General features: G+C 47.2%; 20 protein-coding genes and 1 tRNA gene. All 21 read left to right on the forward strand.

The window, feature by feature from the left end; all coding sequences use genetic code 11:
* Nucleotides 1-376 precede the first annotated feature (376 nt).
* The 21 genes from M3212_RS00005 (at nucleotide 377) to M3212_RS00105 (ending at nucleotide 19,382) form a co-directional block, all read left to right on the forward strand.
* Nucleotides 377-1,423 (forward strand): LacI family DNA-binding transcriptional regulator, encoded by a 1,047-nt coding sequence (locus M3212_RS00005; protein WP_251191885.1) that lies wholly within the window; start codon nucleotides 377-379, stop codon nucleotides 1,421-1,423.
* Nucleotides 1,424-1,437: 14 nt separating this feature from the next.
* On the forward strand, nucleotides 1,438-1,977 hold the full coding sequence (locus M3212_RS00010; protein WP_251191886.1) for a TRAP transporter small permease: 540 nt from the start codon (nucleotides 1,438-1,440) through the stop codon (nucleotides 1,975-1,977).
* Between the two features lie 26 nt (nucleotides 1,978-2,003).
* Nucleotides 2,004-3,281, forward strand: coding sequence for a TRAP transporter large permease (locus M3212_RS00015; protein ID WP_251191887.1), 1,278 nt, complete (start codon nucleotides 2,004-2,006; stop codon nucleotides 3,279-3,281).
* 92 nt (nucleotides 3,282-3,373) lie between these two features.
* A complete protein-coding gene (locus tag M3212_RS00020) occupies nucleotides 3,374-4,432 on the forward strand; it encodes a TRAP transporter substrate-binding protein (protein ID WP_251191888.1) in 1,059 nt (352 codons plus the stop codon).
* Nucleotides 4,433-4,528: 96 nt separating this feature from the next.
* Complete coding sequence (locus tag M3212_RS00025; RefSeq protein WP_251191889.1) at nucleotides 4,529-4,954, forward strand: MaoC family dehydratase; 426 nt, start codon at nucleotides 4,529-4,531, stop codon at nucleotides 4,952-4,954.
* A gap of 29 nt (nucleotides 4,955-4,983) precedes the next feature.
* Complete coding sequence (locus tag M3212_RS00030) at nucleotides 4,984-6,750, forward strand: FAD-binding protein (RefSeq protein ID WP_251191890.1); 1,767 nt, start codon at nucleotides 4,984-4,986, stop codon at nucleotides 6,748-6,750.
* Nucleotides 6,731-7,504, forward strand: a complete 774-nt coding sequence (locus tag M3212_RS00035) for an enoyl-CoA hydratase/isomerase family protein (RefSeq protein WP_251191891.1) — start codon at nucleotides 6,731-6,733, stop codon at nucleotides 7,502-7,504. Before M3212_RS00030 ends, M3212_RS00035 begins: the two co-directional genes overlap by 20 nt.
* 19 nt (nucleotides 7,505-7,523) lie before the next feature.
* Nucleotides 7,524-8,735, forward strand: coding sequence for a CaiB/BaiF CoA transferase family protein (locus M3212_RS00040; RefSeq protein ID WP_251191892.1), 1,212 nt, complete (start codon nucleotides 7,524-7,526; stop codon nucleotides 8,733-8,735).
* Nucleotides 8,736-8,804: 69 nt separating this feature from the next.
* A complete protein-coding gene (locus M3212_RS00045) occupies nucleotides 8,805-9,956 on the forward strand; it encodes an acyl-CoA dehydrogenase family protein (protein ID WP_251191893.1) in 1,152 nt (383 codons plus the stop codon).
* A 13-nt stretch (nucleotides 9,957-9,969) separates the two neighbouring features.
* Nucleotides 9,970-10,416: a MaoC family dehydratase gene (locus M3212_RS00050; RefSeq protein WP_251191894.1), complete on the forward strand. Its 447-nt coding sequence runs from the start codon at nucleotides 9,970-9,972 to the stop codon at nucleotides 10,414-10,416.
* Between the two features lie 17 nt (nucleotides 10,417-10,433).
* The gene (locus tag M3212_RS00055; RefSeq protein WP_251191895.1) at nucleotides 10,434-11,633 is read left to right on the forward strand and encodes a hydroxyacid-oxoacid transhydrogenase; all 1,200 of its coding nucleotides are present in this window, start codon (nucleotides 10,434-10,436) and stop codon (nucleotides 11,631-11,633) included.
* Nucleotides 11,634-11,699: 66 nt separating this feature from the next.
* Nucleotides 11,700-12,470: an electron transfer flavoprotein subunit beta/FixA family protein gene (locus M3212_RS00060; protein WP_251191896.1), complete on the forward strand. Its 771-nt coding sequence runs from the start codon at nucleotides 11,700-11,702 to the stop codon at nucleotides 12,468-12,470.
* A 14-nt stretch (nucleotides 12,471-12,484) separates the two neighbouring features.
* Nucleotides 12,485-13,465, forward strand: coding sequence for an electron transfer flavoprotein subunit alpha/FixB family protein (locus M3212_RS00065; protein WP_251191897.1), 981 nt, complete (start codon nucleotides 12,485-12,487; stop codon nucleotides 13,463-13,465).
* A gap of 113 nt (nucleotides 13,466-13,578) precedes the next feature.
* Complete coding sequence (locus tag M3212_RS00070) at nucleotides 13,579-15,675, forward strand: (Fe-S)-binding protein (RefSeq protein ID WP_434084025.1); 2,097 nt, start codon at nucleotides 13,579-13,581, stop codon at nucleotides 15,673-15,675.
* An 87-nt stretch (nucleotides 15,676-15,762) separates the two neighbouring features.
* Entirely contained in the window at nucleotides 15,763-16,833 is a 1,071-nt protein-coding gene (locus M3212_RS00075; RefSeq protein WP_251191898.1) for a metal ABC transporter solute-binding protein, Zn/Mn family, read from the forward strand.
* A gap of 222 nt (nucleotides 16,834-17,055) precedes the next feature.
* A complete protein-coding gene (locus M3212_RS00080; RefSeq protein ID WP_349774157.1) occupies nucleotides 17,056-17,280 on the forward strand; it encodes a spore coat associated protein CotJA in 225 nt (74 codons plus the stop codon).
* 5 nt (nucleotides 17,281-17,285) lie between these two features.
* Nucleotides 17,286-17,552: a spore coat protein CotJB gene (locus tag M3212_RS00085; RefSeq protein WP_251191900.1), complete on the forward strand. Its 267-nt coding sequence runs from the start codon at nucleotides 17,286-17,288 to the stop codon at nucleotides 17,550-17,552.
* 16 nt (nucleotides 17,553-17,568) lie between these two features.
* Complete coding sequence (gene cotJC / locus M3212_RS00090; protein ID WP_251191901.1) at nucleotides 17,569-18,138, forward strand: spore coat protein CotJC; 570 nt, start codon at nucleotides 17,569-17,571, stop codon at nucleotides 18,136-18,138.
* Nucleotides 18,139-18,240: 102 nt separating this feature from the next.
* Nucleotides 18,241-18,666, forward strand: coding sequence for a BrxA/BrxB family bacilliredoxin (locus M3212_RS00095; RefSeq protein WP_251191902.1), 426 nt, complete (start codon nucleotides 18,241-18,243; stop codon nucleotides 18,664-18,666).
* 203 nt (nucleotides 18,667-18,869) lie between these two features.
* Nucleotides 18,870-19,232: a hypothetical protein gene (locus tag M3212_RS00100; RefSeq protein WP_251191903.1), complete on the forward strand. Its 363-nt coding sequence runs from the start codon at nucleotides 18,870-18,872 to the stop codon at nucleotides 19,230-19,232.
* A 75-nt stretch (nucleotides 19,233-19,307) separates the two neighbouring features.
* Nucleotides 19,308-19,382 (forward strand) — tRNA-Arg (locus tag M3212_RS00105).
* The last annotated feature ends 126 nt before the right edge of the window (nucleotides 19,383-19,508 follow it).

A 19,508-nucleotide genomic window follows, 5' to 3' on the forward strand; every position in this document is an offset into this window, starting at 1 on the left:
GCCTTTGAGGTCTGGCCAGTAGAAGAAGTACAAATGGCGAACCGTTCAGTGGCCCTTTAGGGTCTGGTCAGCAACAAAGGCTTCCAGCCGTAGAACAAACCACCCGTTCTCACGGGTGGTTTTGATTTTCTTGAAAAAACATAAAAAAAAGAACTTGACTATTACGTCATCTTATAATATTCTGAATTTACGAAAAAGAAGCCTTTTTTGCAAACGATTACAAAATTGAAAAAGAAGAAAAAATAACCATCTGTAGGAGAAAAGGAGGTTAAAACAACAAGAATAACCGGTGTATTTGTAAACGTTTACAAATTATAAATAGAATTGTAAACGATTACAGGAAAAAGGGGAGAAACAAAAAAGTGAGTGTGTCACAATGTATAAACCAACGATGAAGGACATTGCTAAAAAAGCAGGCGTATCGACAGCTACTGTGTCACGAGTGATTAACAACTATCCTTTCGTGAAAGAAAGGACGAAGAAGAAAGTTCAGGAGGTGATCGAACAGTTCAATTATTACCCTGATCTCATCGCAAGAAGCATGATCAAAAAAAGAACGTTTACAATTGGACTCATTGTCGGAGGACTCGATAATCCATTTTTTGCTGAAAGTGCAGAATGCATTGTAAAGGAGGCTTCAAAGTTTGATAGCCATGTCATGCTGTATGTCAATGAGGAAAAATCAAGCAAGATGGCTGAATATATTGCCTTTCTGATCGCGAAACGGGTCGATGGCATTATTATCGGCTCGATGTACAAGGATGATCATATGCTCATTGAACAGCTTGATCACAGTCATATTCCATATGTGCTGTACAACCGGAAGAACAAGCGGAAGCAGGTTGATTATATCGTCCAGGATAACTATAAAGGAGCCTTTGAAGCGGTAACCCACTTAATACGCCTTGGCCATAAACGAATCAGTATGGTCTATGGTTCAAGTGAATCAGAAACGGTCGAGAGCCGGCTTGAAGGCTATCATAAGGCGCTCGCGGTCAATGGCTTGAAAGCTTATCCGCATTTGATGCATGAGGTGGGCTTTAAAAACATTGAACCAAAGGTTAAAGAGGCGATCCGGGTGATGTACAGTGATAAAATCAAGCCGACTGCAATCTTTACTTCGGCCGATTTCATCGCAATGGAGGCAATGGAAGGCCTGTCGGAGCTCGGCTATCGCGTTCCTGAAGAGGTCGCAATTGTCGGTTTTGATAACATTCGCCTGTCTGGTCACAGCTTTATCGGTCTGACGACGGTTAATCAGGCCGTAGAGGAAATGTCAAAGCTGGCAGTGGAAAGGCTGATGCAGAAAATTGATGAACAGGAAAATAATTTGCCATCATCTGAATTGAATGCATGGCAAATTAAATTAAGTCCACAGTTGATTATCCGAAAAACGTGTGGCGCCAATGTTCAGGGTAAATAAAGAGGAGGGAAAGTATGGGGTTTGTCAGATTGGTCGACCGTTTAAATCGTTTTGCTGTCGTCTCTCTTAGTGCCGCGTTTATCGTTATGACATTATCGATCTTTTTACAAGTGCTCGTTCGTTTTGTGTTCACGGCAATGAATTTTCAATTTTCAGTGCCATGGACAGAAGAACTGGCGAGATATTTAATGATTTGGTCCGTTTTTATTGGGGGAGCTGTCGCGGTCCGGACTGATAAGTTAATTGCCTTGGAGGTATTGGTTCACTCACTTCCTGACCGTTTAGGGAAAATACTCAAAATAGGGTCTCATTTGTTAACAATGGTCTTTTTTGGCTATTTGCTTTACTTAGGCTTTGAATTTGCGCTGAATCAGGGAGAGAGACAAACATCACCTGTCATGGGAATCCCGATGCTGGCTGTTTATCTTTCGATGCCAGTCGGTGCCTTATTAGGAGCATTGAACTTGATTACGTTATTTACAGATGTCTTTCTTAGAAAAAGCGATATACGATTTGTATCGATGGAAGATGAAACCTTTGAATCTCTAGATTAACGCAAGCGTAAAGGAGGGTTACAATCATGACATTAAAATTGTTTTTATTACTTGGTGTTTTATTTATAGTCGGTGTACCGATCGCGATCTCACTCGGACTTTCTTCAATTTTCCTTCTACAATTGGAAGGGAAAGGGATCGGGGTTGTTGCCCAAAAGGTCTTTGAAGGGCTAGATAAGTTTTCATTAATGGCTGTTCCGTTCTTTATTCTTGCGGGTGCCTTGATGCAGAAAGGCGGTATTGCCAGACGGTTGCTTGCCTTAGCAAATGTCTTAGTCGGATGGTTCAGAGGAGGGCTAGGTGCTGCCTCAGTCCTAACGACGATGTTCTTTTCGACGATGTCAGGTTCTTCGTCTGCAACGACTGCGGCAATTGGCTCGGTCATGATCCCATCAATGGAGAAAAAAGGCTATCCGCGAAATTTCGCAACTGCTCTGACGGCAGCATCTGGTGAATTGGGTGTCATTATTCCTCCTTCTATTTCGATGATCGTTTATGGGCTAGTAGCCAATGTTTCCATTGGTGGATTGTTCTTGGCTGGTATCATTCCTGGTATTTTAATCGGTTTGTCATTAATGATAACGGTTTCAATTGTTGCCAAAATAAAAGGGTTTGATGAAGTCACGAAAATCGATAAGGGGAGTTGGTTTAAGGAATTATGGAGAGCATTTAAGGATGCCTTCTGGGCACTGCTTATGCCAATCATTATTCTCGGTGGAATTTATTTTGGTTTGTTTACACCGACTGAGGCTGCAGTCGTGGCAGTCGTCTATGGGTTTATCGTCGGGTTTTTTATTTACCGAGAAATAAAGTTGAAAGATATTGCGGATATTTTTGGAAAAGCAGCTATTACGACGGGGATTATTCTTCTACTAGTTGGTTTTGCATCGATTTTCGGTTATATTTTGACGATTAATCAAGTGCCTCATATGGTAGCAGAATCAATCGCACAAATTTCTGATAGTCCGGTTGTTTTCTTGCTGTTAGTAAATATTCTTTTATTTATTACAGGAATGTTTATGGAAACATTGGCTTCAATTATTATTTTAGGACCAATTCTCGCGCCGATCGCCATCCAGTTTGGTGTTGATCCGATTCATTTCGGAATTATCATGGTTGTCAACTTGGCTATTGGGATGGTCACCCCGCCTGTAGGCGTTAATCTATTCGTTGCCTGTCAGATTGCGAGGCTTAGAATAGATCAACTATTTAGACCACTGGCGATCTTTTTGGCAGTCCTAATCACCAATGTATTATTAATAACTTATCTCCCAATTCTGACACTATGGCTTCCAAATCTGTAAAACCTATACATGATAGCGGAGGGAGGGTAAACAAAGGAAGCCGGTCGCTGGTTGAAAGTTATCATAAGAATCAAAAGAGGAGAGTGAAAACAGTGAAGAAGTCATTATTAATCTTAGTTGCTTTACTTACAGCCGTTTGCATTGGATTAGCTGCATGTGGAGGAGAGGATACGGCAGCTTCTGATACGTCTGGTGGAACCGGAGGCGGAGAAAATGGAGAGGCATCAGCCGGGGAAGAGGAAAGCTTTGAATTTAATATCGGACATACGCTTGCTCCGGACAGTCATTATCACGTCGTCTCGGAAAGACTGGCTGAACTTGTCGAGGAAAAGACAGGCGGTAGCATTACAATTAATGTCTTCCCTCAATCACAGCTTGGTGGGGAAGTAGCGATGATTCAAGCTGCGCAGGCCGGAAATCAGGAAATGCTTATTACAGCGCAGGCTCCATTGACAAATATGGTGCCGGAATGGTCGATGTTTGACTTGCCGTACTTGTTTGATGACCTGGATGAAGCGAATGCGATTTTACAAAGTGAAGTAGGAGATCAATATTTGGAGATGCTTGATGAGCACGATTTAATAGGACTTGGCTTCTTATCGGCGATGGAGCGAAATGTGTTTTCTTCTAAACCGCTTGACACAGCTGATGATTTTAATGGGTTTCGCGTTCGCGTGATGGAGGCTCCCGGGTATGTGGCAGCATACGAAGCATTGGGAGCCCAGCCAACCGCGATGGCTTATTCAGAAGTGTATACAGCATTACAACAAGGCGTCGTTGATGGCGCTGATACATCTCCGGACCAATTTGTAATGGACCGTTTTGTAGAAGTAGCCGATTATTACAATATTACAAAAGTCCATTATTTACCAGCAACGCTAATTATTTCGAAAGCGGTCTGGGAGCAATTAAGTGAAAATCAACAGCAGGCGTTAACAGAAGCTGCGGAGGAAGCATTGGCCGAAGGAATGGATTACTATTATCAGTCGTTTGATGAATCGATTGCCGAGATGCAGGAAGCAGGCGTCACCGTCATTGAGAGTGACACTGCAGGTATGCAGGAGCAGGCTTCAGCGATCTATGATGACTTGTTAAATGGAATTCCAAATGGACAGGAGCTATATGAAGCCATTCAGGCTCAAAAAGAATAACCGCAACAATTAGAAAGGAGCAGCCTGCCAGCATTTGGAGCCAGTCCAAAGATCCAGATGCGGCCAGCTGCCACCTAAGTGAAGGAGAGTGAACATATGGCTAAGCGTGCCAATATGGATGTGTTTCAAATTGGAGACAATTCTCAGTTTTCGAAAACGGTCAGCGAATATGATGTATATGGATTTGCCGGGATTGTCGGTGATTTTTACGGGGTGCATGTCGATGAGGAATATGCAAAGAAAACCCGTTTCGGCACAAGGATTGCCCAAGGAGCGCTTTCTGTCGGATATATCGCGACGGTGATGGGGTTCATGGCTCAGCGCGTTCCGGATCCGGGCGCGGTCTCGTATCGTTATGACGTGACCTTTACCGCGCCCGTTCTGATTGGTGATACGGTAACGGCCCGGCTCGATTTAAAAGAAAAAGACGAGGAAAAAAACACGTGCATCTTTGATGCGGTCGTCACAAAACAGGATGGAACCGTCGTTCTGAAAGGAAACACGTACTTGAAAGTATTATAGGAAAAAAGGAGAGAAGAGGAGGGAGATCAATGAGAAAAGATATTCAATGCGATGTGCTTGTCATCGGCGGTGGAGCCGCAGCCGGAAAAGCGGCGATCGCTGCGCATGACAGCGGGGCTTCGGTAGCCGTTGTCATGAAGGGCGCATTTGGAACGAGCGGGGCAAGTGCCTACAAAATAGCGGAGATTCTAGGTTATAACGTTGCTGATGGGCAAGCCGACCCTGAAGACTCACCGGAAGTCCATTACGCCGATGTTATGCGGGCGGCGGCCGGAATGGCTGATCCTGAGCTGGCGAAAGTGTTGACGGATGAATCAATTGAAACGCTGCGGGATTTGGAAAGGTTAAACATTCCCTTCCATAAAAATGAAGATGGCAGTTATTTTGAAGTGTTAGGCTGCTTTGCGACGAAGCCGCGAATGCATTTAATTCCCGGGCATGCTGAACCGATCGTTCATGCGCAAAAGGAGGAGATTTACAAGCGGGGCATTCCGGTATATGAATGGACGATGTTAACGAAGTTTCTCGTCGAGAACAACCAGGTTTGCGGGGCGGTCGGTCTTAATCGCCAGGGGGAAACCGTTGTCTTTCAGGCGAAGGCGATTATTATGGGCACAGGCGGTGCCGGGCAATTATTCTCTTATAATATTAATCCGTCCGATATTACCGGCGACGGCTATTCACTTGGGTTTAAAGCGGGAGCCGAGCTGATTAACATGGAATTTATGCAGGCCGGACCGGGGTTGATCTATCCGTGCAAAAATATGTTTAATTCATGGCTGTGGGCGCTTCATCCAGAGGTGACAAATGGCCGGGGCGAACATTTTATACGAAACTATTTGCCGGAAGGAATGACGGTTGAACGCTGTATGGATTTACGTTCAGGTCACTATCCATTTTCAAGCTATGACGGTTCGCAATGGATTGATGTCTCGATTCAGACTGAGATCAAGGAAGGCAGGGGGGGGCCGCATGGCGGGGTGATCGTTGACTTTACAAAGATTGATTTGGATAAACTGCCGCATAATGCCCGCGGCGAGGAGATTCGCAAGTCATGGAACATTACGGTAAACTGGCTGATTGAAAATCGCGATCTCGATTTGCGAACGACCCCGGTTGAGGTGGCGATATTAGGGCATGCGATCAATGGCGGTTTATTGATTGATGAACATGGATGCACGACGATCAAAGGACTGTACGCCGCCGGAGAAACATCGGGTGGACCGCATGGAGCCGACCGGCTGGGCGGAAATATGGTGCTGACTTGTCAGGTTTACGGGAAGCGTGCAGGACTGGCGGCGGCTGAATTCATCAAACAGGTTGAGGCATTGCCTGTGCCGGCCGAGCAGGTAACAGGAGAAACCGAGCGCCTGCAAATGCTTCTTGACAAACAAGGAACGGTAAAGCCGCATCATCTTAAAAAGCAATTGCAGGAAATTATGTGGAAGTATGTCCTCGTGACGCGCAGCGAGGAAAGCTTAACGACAGCGATTGAAAAGCTGCAGGAACTTCGCCGGACGTTTGAAACGGATATCGTCGTTAACAATCGCAAAGAGCTGACGCACGCGATTGAAGCGGAAAACTTGCTGTTAATCGGTGAAATTATTTCACGGGTGGCGCGGATGAGAAAAGAAACACGCGGCAGCCACTTCAGAGTTGATTATCAAAAGCGCGATGATGAGCAGCATTTATACCGGATCGCCACAAGGCTGGAGGGAGAGGAGATCAAGCACCGGAAAATCGCCAGTGATCCTGAGACGGTAAGGAGGTTCCCGTATGACATTGTCCACGCTTAACACGTTGCTGACCAAAAGAGAAGATGCGGTATTTACCGTCACGGTAAACCGCGCTGATAAATTGAATGCGTTTAACCCGGAGGTTTTGAGTGAGCTGAATCAGGTGCTTGACCGGATTGAGAAGGAGGAGACGCTCAAGGTCGTCATCATAACCGGAGCCGGCGAAAAAGCATTTGTCGTCGGCAATGATCTCGAGCAATTGGCTAAGCTCGACCCAGTAGCAGCCTATGAGCAAATGCGCCTTGGCCAACGGACTTTTTTACGGATTCATGAATTTCCGAAGCCGGTGATCGCGATGGTTAATGGCTACGCGCTCGGAGGTGGCTTTGAGCTGGCGCTTTCCTGCGACTTGATCGTTGCATCTGAAAAAGCGACGTTCGGATTTCCGGAAATTAACTTAAATACGATGCCTGGCTGGGGAGGAACACAGCTTGCCGCCAAGAAGCTCGGCTTGAATAGGGCGAAGGAAATGATTTTAACGGGAGCATATTACCCGGCAAATGTCTGCGCGGAGTTTGGTTTTCTAAACCGGATCGTCAGACATGAACAGCTGGAAAGAGAGACGATGGCTTTAGCGGATCAGCTCGCTGAAAAAGCGCCATTTCCTTTAAAAATAGCAAAGGAGGCGATCAATAAAGGAGCAGAACTCAATCTTTCAGACGGCTTCCAATTTGAAGCCCACGCTTATGCTGTCAATTACAGCGCCCCGCACACAGAGGAAGGATTTGCGAAATTTCTCACCCGCACGAAATAAAATACGAGGAGGTTAGGTCATGCTGGAAAATATCAAGGTGCTCAGCTTTACTCATTTTTTACAGGGACCGTCAGCTGTCCAGATGCTAGCTGATTTAGGAGCAGAAGTCATTAAAATTGAATCACCTAAAGGAGCGTTTGAACGTCATTGGGCCGGAGCTGAATCTTATCTTGATGACGTAAGCGTGTTTTTCTTACTCGGCAACCGCAATCAGCGGAGCTTGAGCATTGATTTGCGAACAGATGAGGGCAAAGAGATTATTTACCGCCTCGTCAAAGATGCCGATGTTGTCGTCGAAAATTTTAGACCGGGTGTCATGGAGCGACTCGGCTTTGGCTATCAGGAGCTGGCCGCGATTAATTCACGGATTGTCTACTGCTCCTGCACTGGTTACGGCTCGGATGGCCCTTATCAGCAGCGTCCGGGACAGGATTTGCTTCTTCAGGCGATGAGCGGACTGGCGAGCTTGAGCGGTAAAAAAGACGATGCGCCAGTGCCGGTCGGAACAGCTGCCGTCGATCAGCACGGGGCGGTTCTGGCTGCCTTTGGAATCGTCGCCGCGCTTTATGAACGTGAAAGGACAAAGAAAGGACGGAAGGTCGAGACCAATTTATTAAACGCCGCCCTTGATTTACAAATCGAGCCATTGACCTATTATTTAAATACCGGCCCGCTTGATGAACGCAGTCCAACAGGCTTAGGCAGCCGCTTTCACCAGGCTCCTTACGGCATTTATGAAACAGCAAACAGCTGGATTGCGATTTCCCTTACCTCGATTGAAAAGCTGGCAAAGGTTTGTAACAGCGCGGTTCTTGCTCAATTTTCAGATAAGGAGCAAATGAGCAGGCGCGAGGAAATCAACAAGAGCGTTTGTGCCGAAATCAAAAAGAAAACAACGGAAGAATGGTTTGATATTTTTGAAGAAAATCAGATCTGGTACGCGCCGGTTAATGATTATGAGGACGTCGTTCAGGATCCACAGGTCCGCTGGAACAAAATGATTATGGAGGTGGAGCATCCTGACGTCGGCACAGTAAAGCTATTAAGTCATCCAGTTCGCTACGATGGCGAGGCGCCGCCCGTCAAGCGCTATCCGCCGCGTTTAGGTGAGCATGCCGCAGAAATTTTACAAAGCTACGGGTACTCGGATGAGGAGATTGCCAGCTTCAAGGAGAAAAACGTCATTACCTCGTATCACGATCAAGTGAACAAGCAGGTTCGTCCGAAATAGGGGAAGCACGGCTTTGATTGTAAACGATTTCAAAGTATGGAATGAGGAAGAAAGGTGGAGATGATACCGATGGCGATACAATTAACAGAAGAGCAGCAGATGATTCGTAAAATGGTGCGCGAATTTGCGGAAGCGGAAATTGCTCCGGTTGCCGAAAAGCTGTGGGAAGGGCAAGCCTTTCCGTATGACATCTGGAAAAAGGGCGGGGAGCTTGGCTTGGCCGGCTTCCCGTACCCTGAGGAAGTAGGAGGAGCCGGAGGTGACTGGCTCTCCTTTACGATTATTTTAGAGGAACTGGCCCGAGTGGATTGTGCCGTGGCGAATGCCTTTATGGCGAATTCGTCGGCCGCTAGCCTGATTAACAACTATGGTTCAAAAAAGCTGAAAGAAAGCTACTTGCCGCCGATTTTGACCGGTGAGCAAGTCGGGGCGATCGGCCTTTCCGAACCGAATGCCGGCTCCGATGCCGCCAATATTCAAACAACAGCCAGGCTTGAAGGGGACGAGTGGGTGATCAACGGTTCAAAGATTTTCATCAGCAACTCCGATAATGACATAACGGGGCCTGTCGTCGTTGCGGCTGTGACCGGGAAAAAGCCTGACGGACGGAATCAAATCTCGAACTTTGTCATCCCGAATGGTGTGGCCGGATTTACGTATGGCAGAAAGCTGAACAAAATTGGCTGGCGTGCTTCAAGCACCGGAGAATTGTTCTTTGATCAAGTGCGCATTCCGAAAGACCATTTATTAGGTGAAGAAGGAAAGGGATTGAAACAAACATTATCCACGATCAGCACAGGGCGGATTTTAATCGGAGCGATGGCGCTTGGAATCATCCAAGGTTCGATTGATCGCAGTCTGCAATATATGCAGGAAAGAAAAACGTTCGGCAAGCCGTTAACCGACTATCAATCGTTGCAATTTGCATTGGCGGACATGGCGACCAATGCCCATGCGGCGCGGCTGATGCTCTATCAGGTGGCGATGCTCAAGGATGAAGGCAAGCCATTTGAACAGGAGTCATCAATGGCGAAGCTGTTCTCAACAGAAAAGGCGATGGAAGCTGCGCATCAGGCAATTCAACTCCATGGCGGTTACGGCATCATGTCTGAATATCCGGTTAGCCGAGCGTTCGGTGATGCGAAGGTGCTTGAAATTGTCGAAGGGACATCAGAAATCCAGCGGCTGATTATTTCCCGACGTGTAATAGCTGGAAAGTGAGGAGAGAGCAGCGATGGGACATACGAGAAAACCATTTGACCAAATGGAGATTGGCACGACTCATGTTGAGATGAGAACGATTACAAAGGAGGATGTCAATACCTTTGGCCGGCTTTCCGGTGATTTGAATCCGCTTCATATGGATGAAGCATTCGCTACGAAAACGATTTTTCAAAGGCGCGTCGTTCACGGGATGTTTACGGCTGCGATTATTTCGACAGCCCATACGAATTTGACTGATCCGGGCTATGTGTACGTCGGGCAGGAGCTGAACTTTAAAGCGCCTGTTTTTATCGGTGATACGATTACCGTGACGCTAACGGTCGTTGAAAAAAAGCCAAAAAAGAAGATTCTTGTGCTTGAGGCAGTTGTGACAAACCAGGATGAAAAAGTTATCGTCGAAGGACGATCCGCTCTGATGGAGCTAGATGATTTATATACGAGGCGAACGAATTCGTAAAAAGGTGGGGGCTTTGAGTGAGAAACGCATGGACATTTACGAGTGCCGGGTCAATTGTCTTTGGCAACGGATCATTGCAACGGCTTCCGGGAATTGTTGAACGCTTCAAGGTGACGCGCGTAGCGGTAGTAACCGACAAGGGAATCATTCAAGCCGGTTTGCTTCAACCGCTGCTAACTGTGCTTGAGCAGGCGGACATTCAACCGGCGGTTTATCAGCAGGAAACGACGGAGCCGTCCGTCGCATCCGTTTCAGCCTGTTTTACTGAGCTCAAAAAAAGCAGCCCGGAGCTGTTTATCGCTCTGGGCGGCGGTTCAAGCATCGACTTGGCGAAGATGACCTCTTTATTGCTTTCCCATGGAGGACCGCTTTCAGACTATTATGGAGAGAATCGTGTACCGGGAGCGATACGTCCAGTCATCGCCATTCCAACGACAGCCGGGACAGGCGCCGATGTTTCGCCGGTCGCGGTCGTGACAGACGATGAGACAAAGCTGAAAATCGGCATCTCCGATCAGAATTTGCGACCCGCTGTCTCGCTTCTCGATCCGGAGCTGACGCTGAAGCTGCCTCCGTATTTAACAGCATGTACGGGGATGGACGCGTTATCGCAGGCGATTGAAGCTTACTTCGCCAAGGATCATCGCTATATCGAAGCAGGAGATAACGTCATTTATCAAGGAGGAAACCCGCTTTCCGATCAGTTAGCCGAAAAAGCAATTGAATTAATTGGCCGCAATCTTCAGCTTGCTGTTCATCAGGGCAGTCATCTTGAAGCGAGAGCGAACATGATGTTAGGCAATCTTTTTTCCGCATTGGCATTTACAAACTCGGGGACATCACTGATTCACGCTCTCGCCTATCCGATCTATGAAATCAGTGAACGGCCTCATGGCGAGATTATCGCCTTGTTGCTCCCATATGTCATGCAATATAATGCTTCCGTCTGTACAGAGAAGTTTGCGCGAATTGCCGAGCTGCTTCGGGTGACTACTGGCGGGGAGACCGCCGGGCAAAAAGCTGAGCAGGCCATTTCAGCTGTTTTTCAGCTCGTCGCCGATCTCGGCTTACCGACGAAGCTGTCGGAAATCGGCATTGAGCATGACGATATTCCCGGGATTGTCGCGAAGGCGCTTCCGCTTGAACGTCTCGTCCGTTTAAATCCGCGAACAGCAGTAGCTAAAGAGGTTGAAGAAGTGTTATATCAAGCTTTATAAAAGCCGAAAAGAGAAAAGCAGAAGTTTTATTGTGAACGATTACAGTAAAGAGGAGTGGAGAAGCAAATGAACATTTACGTCGTCATGAAACAGACTCTTGATACAGAAGAAAGGATCGCGATTGATCAGCAACAAATTGTCACCGAAGGGGCGGAGCTGATCATTAATCCGTATGATGAATACGCGATTGAGGAAGCGGTGCAACTAAAAGAAGCGCACGGTGGGGACGTAACGGTTGTAACAGTGGGAGGCAGTATAGCGGAAAGCGCCTTGCGAACCGCTTTAGCCATCGGAGCTGATAAAGCTGATCTGATTGAGGTCGACGAGCAAACCGAACTCGATTCTGCGGCGACAAGCATGCTGCTCGCCGCCTATTTTCAAGACCGCGAATATGACCTGATTGTAGCCGGAAATGTCTCAATTGACAACGGATCAGGCCAGGTCGGTCCCCGTTTGGCTGAGGAATTGGCGATTCCGGCTGTGACAACGGCGACGAAGCTTACGGTCAACGAAAACAAGGCGACGGTAGAGCGCGATGTCGAAGGAGATCTGGAAATTGTTGAAGTTCCTCTCCCGGCCCTCATTACCGCCCAGCAAGGACTGAACGAGCCGCGCTACCCGTCGCTGCCAGGTATCATGAAAGCAAAGAAGAAGCCATTAACAGTCCTTGAGCCGGAGGAGCTTGAAGTAGCAGTCGAAGCGCTAAAAGCAAAAACGAAAACAATCAAGCGCTATCTTCCACCGGAGAAAAAGACCGGGGTGATGCTTGACGGAGACATTCAGCAGCAGGTTTCCGAATTAGTCTCGCGCTTAACGACTGAAAAGAACATTTTATAGGAGGAGTGGAGACAATGAGCCAAAACATGTTTGTTCTCGCTGAAATTCGTCACGGTGCATTGCGCCACGTTTCATTTGAAGCGATTGCGGCGGCAAAGAAACTGACCACAAACGGCAAAGTAACGGCGGTGCTGCTTGGGGAAAAGGTGGAAAGATTCACAGAGCCGTTGTTTCAGTACGGGGCCGACCGTGTGATCATCGCTGAGCATCCGGACTTAGACGCTTATCGGCCAGAGGCATACAAGCAGGCGCTGCTTCAGATTATTGAAGAGGAGAGACCGGATGGATTCCTTTTTGCCCATACATCCCAGGGGAGAGACCTTGCGCCAAGAATCGCCGCAAGCTTGAAAAACGGTCTAATCTCGGATGTTGTCAAGCTCGAGCTTGTCGATGATCAAGTCGTATTCACTAGGTCGATTTATTCTGGAAAAGCATTTGAAGAAAAGATAATCGAGGAAGGAATGATCATGGCGACGATTCGTCCGAATAACATCCAGGCGGCAGAAAGCGATCCGTCACGCAGCGGCGAAATAAAAACGGTTTATCCGGACATAAAAGATTTTCACACTACGATTAAAGATATTGTGGAAAAAACAACGAGCGGTGTCGATCTGACGGAAGCTAACATTGTTGTCGCCGGCGGGCGCGGTGTCAAAAGCAAGGACGGATTCCACCCGCTCCAAGAGCTTGCCGATGTACTTGGGGCAGCCGTCGGTGCCTCCCGCGGAGCATGCGATGCCGACTATTGCGATTATTCCTTGCAAATTGGGCAAACCGGCAAGGTCGTGACCCCTGACCTCTACATCGCTTGCGGGATTTCCGGAGCGATTCAGCATGTTGCCGGAATGTCAAACTCGAAAGTGATCGTCGCGATAAATAAAGATCCAGAAGCACCGATTTTTTCGATTGCAGATTACGGCATCGTCGGCGACCTTTTTGAAGTGCTTCCCGTTTTAACGGAAGAATGCAGAAAGGTAGTCGCTAGTAAAGCGTAAAACATAGACAGGGAGTGGCTAAAAAAGACGGGAAATGCCAAAAGGAAAACAGCCCATTTGGCACCCGTACACTCTCACTAATACAAACGTCATCACGAAAAGGAGTGGGAAAGGTGGACGTTTTTCTAGTTATCACGAGAATCTTGTTTGTTATGATAACGGGCTATGCTCTTTTTTTATTTGCCTCGCTTGTCAAAACACGGTACCAATTTGTCAAGCTTGGTAAAAAGCCTGACTTCCAACAGACAATGAAAGAGCGGATTCGGGCGGTGATCGTTAATGTCTTTGGACAAAAAAAGCTGTTAAAGGATCGAAAAAGCGGGTTGATTCATCTCGTCTTTTTTTACGGATTTCTGCTCGTTCAGTTCAGTGCGCTCGATGTTATCATGAAAGGATTGAAGCCGAATGCTCATTTGCCGCTGGGAAGCTTTTATCCTTATTTCACGTTCATCCAAGAAGTGATCGTTTTCCTCATTTTACTTGCCGTGCTTTGGGCTTTTCACCGTCGATATATCGAAAAGCTAGCGCGGTTGAAGCGAGGCTGGAAATCAGGGCTTGTACTATTGTTTATAGCTGGTTTGATGTTATCGAAGCTCGGCGCCAAAGGAATGGAAAAAGTGTGGCTCGATAAGCCGTTGTCAGGCTTTGAACCGCTGGCTTCCGCGATCGCTTCTGTCGCCGCCCAATTGCCACATGCCGCTGCCGGGGCCGGCTTTTATTTTTTCTGGTGGCTGCATTTATTATTTTTACTCGTCTTTTTAGTCTATATTCCGCAGTCGAAGCATGCCCACCTGCTCGCCGCACCGTTAAACGTCTTTCTCGGGCAAACCCATCAAGTTGGCCAGCTCGTTCCGATTGATTTTGCGGACGAGACACAGGAAACGTTTGGTGTCAACAACATCGAGGACTTTAATCAGAAACAACTGCTCGATTTGTACGCCTGTGTCGAATGCGGCCGCTGTACGTCAATGTGTCCGGCAACCGGGACAGGGAAGCTGCTTTCCCCAATGGATTTAATCGTCAATATGCGCGATCATTTAACGGAAAAAGGAGCGGCCCTCACCTCGCGTTCCCCCTGGCTGCCCAGCTATGCCTTTTCTGGGACTACAGCCAATCAACTCGCGCGGCAGGCGGCCGGACAAGAGGAAGTTGCCGTCGCTTATGACGACCAGATTATCGGAAACGTTGTAACGGAGGAGGAAATTTGGGCATGTACGACCTGTCGTAACTGTGAAGATCAGTGTCCGGTTATGAATGAGCATGTTGATAAAATCATCGATCTGCGGCGCTATTTGGTACTGACAGAAGGCCAATTACCTGCGGAAGCGCAACGGGCGATGACGAATATTGAGCGCCAGGGAAATCCGTGGGGATTGAATCGGAAGGAACGGGAAAAGTGGCGGCTTGACGTGGAAGAGCTGCAAATCCCGACGATGAAAGAATGCCAACAGCAAGGGCTCGAGGTTGAGTATTTATTTTACGTCGGCTCAATGGGATCATTCGATAAACGGAGCCAAAAAATCGCCCAGTCGTTTGCCCGTGTGCTGCATAAAAGCGGGGTGACGTTTGCGATTCTTGGAAACGAAGAGAAAAATTCCGGCGATACACCGCGCCGTCTCGGGAATGAATTTTTGTTCCAGGAACTGGCGACAGCAACAATTGAACGATTTAACGCTTATCAAGTGAAAAAAATCGTGACGATTGATCCGCACGCGTACCATACATTTACTCATGAATATCCTGATTTTGGTCTGAATGGCGTGGAAGTATTTCATCATACAGAGCTGTTAGCGGAACTGATTCGTGATGGGAGACTTGCGCCAACCTATGAAGTAAAAGAAACCGTCGTCTATCACGATTCCTGCTATTTAGGGAGATACAACGATGTTTACAGCCCGCCGCGTGAGATTTTACAAGCAATTCCCGGGCTTGAACTGGTCGAAATGAGCCGCAATCGGGAGAATGCGATGTGCTGCGGAGCCGGCGGCGGTATGATGTGGATCGAAGAAGAAACAGGAAGCCGGATCAATGTCGCCAGGACGGAGCAGGCTCTCGCCGTGGACCCGAGTATTATTAGCAGTGGCTGTCCGTATTGCTTAACGATGCTGGCCGACGGCACGAAGGCGAAAGAGGTGGAAGAAACCGTAGAGACACTAGATGTCGTGGAGCTGCTGGAGAGGTCATTATTCGGTCGAGATGGAATAAAATGAAGCAAGGGCTGCCGGTTTACAGATCAGAAGAATTCCGATATACTTCTTACTTGTGATAAAGCGTAATGGTTACGGAAGGGGAAGACCATGAAAAAGAATGGATATCGGTTTGTTCTGCTAAGCGCGCTTTTCTTTCTAATTGTAGCTTGCAGCAACAATGAAAACGAGGCGGGCGATCAGGAACAAGGAGAGGAAGAGACAGACGGCGCTACGGAGGCTCTTGAGATTTACACGACTATATTTCCGCTTGAGGATTTCGCTAATAAAATCGGGGGAGAGTATGTTCATGTCACGAATCTTGTCCCGGTTGGGGCGGACGCCCATACATTTGAGCCGACGGCAAGGGATATGATCAGCGTCGCAGAAGGAGATGCCTTCATATATAATGGAGCGGGACTGGAGGGCTTTGCTGCAGCTCTGATTGACACGATAAACGGCGAAACCGTCGCCATTGTGGAAGCGGCAAAAAATATAGACCTAATCGATACGAGCGATACTGAACCAAGTGAAGAAGGGCACGCTCATGAGGAAGGCGAGTCCCATGCGCACGAAGAAGAGCATGCTCATGAAGAAGATGCTCATGCGCATGAGGAAGAGCACGCCCATGAAGGAGAAGATGCTCACGGTCATTCTCATGATCAGGACCCACACGTATGGCTTGATCCGATTCTTTCTATTTCAATGGCCGAAGAAATTAAGAATGCACTGATCGAGCTGATGCCGGAGCAGGAAGAGGCATTTTCAAGTAATTTTGCAGAGTTGAAGGCCGAGCTCGAAGCATTGGATGCTGAGTTTACCGCGATGGTCGAGGAAGTCGAGAAAGATACGTTTCTTGTTTCGCACGCTGGCTATGGGTATTGGGAACGCCGTTACGGTTTGACGCAAATTGGCATCGCGGGCATTTCACCAACAAGTGAGCCGTCACAACGCGAGCTGCAACGAATCATTGAGTTTGCAAAGGAAAACAATCTTCAGCATGTGATGTTTGAGCAGAACATATCCACTAAGGTGGCTGAAGTCGTGACAAATGAAGTTGGCGCGGAGCCATTATATCTTCATAATCTTGAAGCGCTTGTCGAAGCGGATGTGCAACAGGAGGAAGACTATTTCAGTCTGATGAGAAAAAATATTGAAGCATTGCGCACCGCACTGCAGTAAGATAAATAGCGAAGAAGTCGTTGCATAGGGGTTCCCCTCTTGCGACGGCTTTTTTTATGGAAGGAAAGGGATCAATTAAGGAAGGGTCTGAGTCGGCTGATGAACAAGCAGCATAGAGGGAACTCTAACACAAAAAATGCCACTTTTCTGATCTTGTCATTCTAAACGAACAGATAGGTGAATATGGTTAAATAGTGTGCGACATAACTGGAGGTGTTGAAAGTGAAGGAGTTTTCTCAGCGAAAGTATTACCACCCTTATGTCAGTCCATTTGATCCGTGCCCGCCGATTTTAGTGAAGTCGTATGAAACACCGCCGCAATTGTACTTAGGCTTTCAGCCGTACGGTCTGCCACAGTTTTCGCCTCAGGAAGCATTACGCTATGGAACATTATGGCCGGCGCTTTATTCTCCTTATGACAATCCTTATGAGCAGGGGAGGGAGTGAACGTAATGGCACAGAAACAGCTTCCGGAAGAATTTTATCCATTAATGGAGGAGCTCCAGGCTGTCGATTTTGTCCTTGTTGAGCTGACATTATACCTTGATACGCATCCGAATGACCAAGCGGCGATTCAGCAATTCAACGAGATGGCCGAATACCGGCATCATGTGAAGTACCAGGTGGAGCAGTATTACGGACCGCTGCAGCAATTTGGCAACAGCTACAGTGGCTATCCGTGGAACTGGGATGACGCGCCGTGGCCGTGGCAGATATAAAAAAAGGGGGACCATTATGTGGATCTATGAAAAAAAATTGCAATATCCCGTAAAAGTGAGTACATGTAATCCGATGCTTGCCAAATTTTTAATTGAGCAATACGGTGGGGCGGATGGAGAGCTTGCGGCGGCACTCCGCTATTTAAACCAACGCTACACGATTCCGGATAAAGTGATTGGCCTGCTGACTGATATCGGTACGGAAGAATTTGCTCACCTCGAAATGATCGCGACGATGGTCTACAAGCTGACAAAGGACGCGACACCTGAGCAGCTGAAGGCAGCTGGGCTCGGTGATCATTATGTAAATCATGGTGAAGCTCTCTTTTATCACAATGCGAGCGGGGTTCCATGGACGGCCTCCTATATTCAGGCGAAGGGCGATCCAATTGCCGATTTATATGAAGACATTGCCGCTGAGGAAAAAGCACGGGCGACCTATCAGTGGATTATCAATCTGTCCGATGATCCGGATTTAAATGACGGATTGAAATTTTTACGTGAACGGGAAGTGGTCCATTCCCAGCGTTTCCGTGAAGCAGTAGAAATTTTAAAAGAAGAGCGGGATAAAAAGACAGTCTTTTAAATCAGGTGACCACCTCAATGATTGCAGTGCTCGAAGCAAAAGAATTGGTTTTCTTCGTGAAACGGGTTACAATAGGAGCAAAGAGTAGTGAGGTGAAGAAGGATGGAATTTAACTTTTTAATGAATGATGTCGTAAAGGTTGCGCGTCAGGAAATGGACGCTGCCGGCTATGAGCAGCTTACGACGCCTGAGGAAGTCGATCAAGTGCTTCAACAAAAAGGGACAACGCTTGTCATGATCAATTCAGTCTGTGGATGTGCAGGCGGCATTGCTCGTCCAGCGGCAGCCTATATGCAAAATTACGAAACAAAGCCTGACCGTTTTGTGACCGTTTTTGCGGGACAGGATAAAGAAGCGACAGCAAGAGCGCGTGAATACTTCAAAGGCTATGCGCCATCATCACCATCATTTGCGTTAATCAAGGACGGCGAAATCAAAACGATGGTCGAACGGTACGAGATTGAAGGCCATGAACCGATTCAGGTCGTTCAAAAGCTTGAAAAAGCGTTTGACGAATATTGCGGATAAAGAATTCAAAGCCGGGGGCGATATGTTTCGCTCCCGGCTTTTTTCAGGTATTCTTAAAAGATTGTAACGACTCCGCACGTCGCTCATAAGAAAAGCGCTAGCCGCCTTTCTTATTCAAATCTCTGCATTCAACTTTGAGTATTCACTCTTACTGGCGAAGTATGCTATAATAGCCCAGAGTTTGAAAAAGGAGTGTAGGCGAAATGTTATCATTATATGATCAAATCCAGGTTTATTTAAACATGGAGGAAGAGATCTCGTTTAAAGAATTCAACGACTATTACAAGCGCTTGCTTGATGAGCTTGGTCAAAATCACGAAACATTTGATGAAGAAGAAGTGTGGAAGCATTTGTTTGTCGTCGAAAATGTCATGTCGAATGCCGAAGGCCGCGCGAAGCAGGGCAAAGGTGCCGAAGCTAAGAAATATGCGAAAATGGCGCAGCGTTTAGAGCTATGGGCGAAGAATTTCGGCGGTCGTCTTGCTGAAGCTGGTTATACGGAAGAGGATATTAATGAACGCTTCAATAAAATGTTTGAAGAAGAGGCTCCGGTCAATCAATCGTAATGATAGTAAGAAAGAAGCAAGATGTTGACATCTGCTCTTTCTTGCTTTATAATAGAAGATGTTGCTTAGCAATGTGCGCCTATGGTGAAAGGGATATCACACGAGATTCCGGTTCTCGCGTTGTAGGTTCGAGTCCTACTAGGCGTGCCAAATGTACATATGACGAGGGTTTAACGGTCGGTTTCATTGTGAGACTACCTGTTCAAATCTTGTGGAATAGACGTCTTTTCTCAAATGCGAGAGAGGACGTCTTTTTTGTGTGCAAAAAACAGGTTA

It is taken from the genome of Halalkalibacter oceani, from assembly GCF_023715705.1.
Taxonomy (GTDB): domain Bacteria; phylum Bacillota; class Bacilli; order Bacillales; family Bacillaceae_D; genus Halalkalibacter; species Halalkalibacter oceani_A.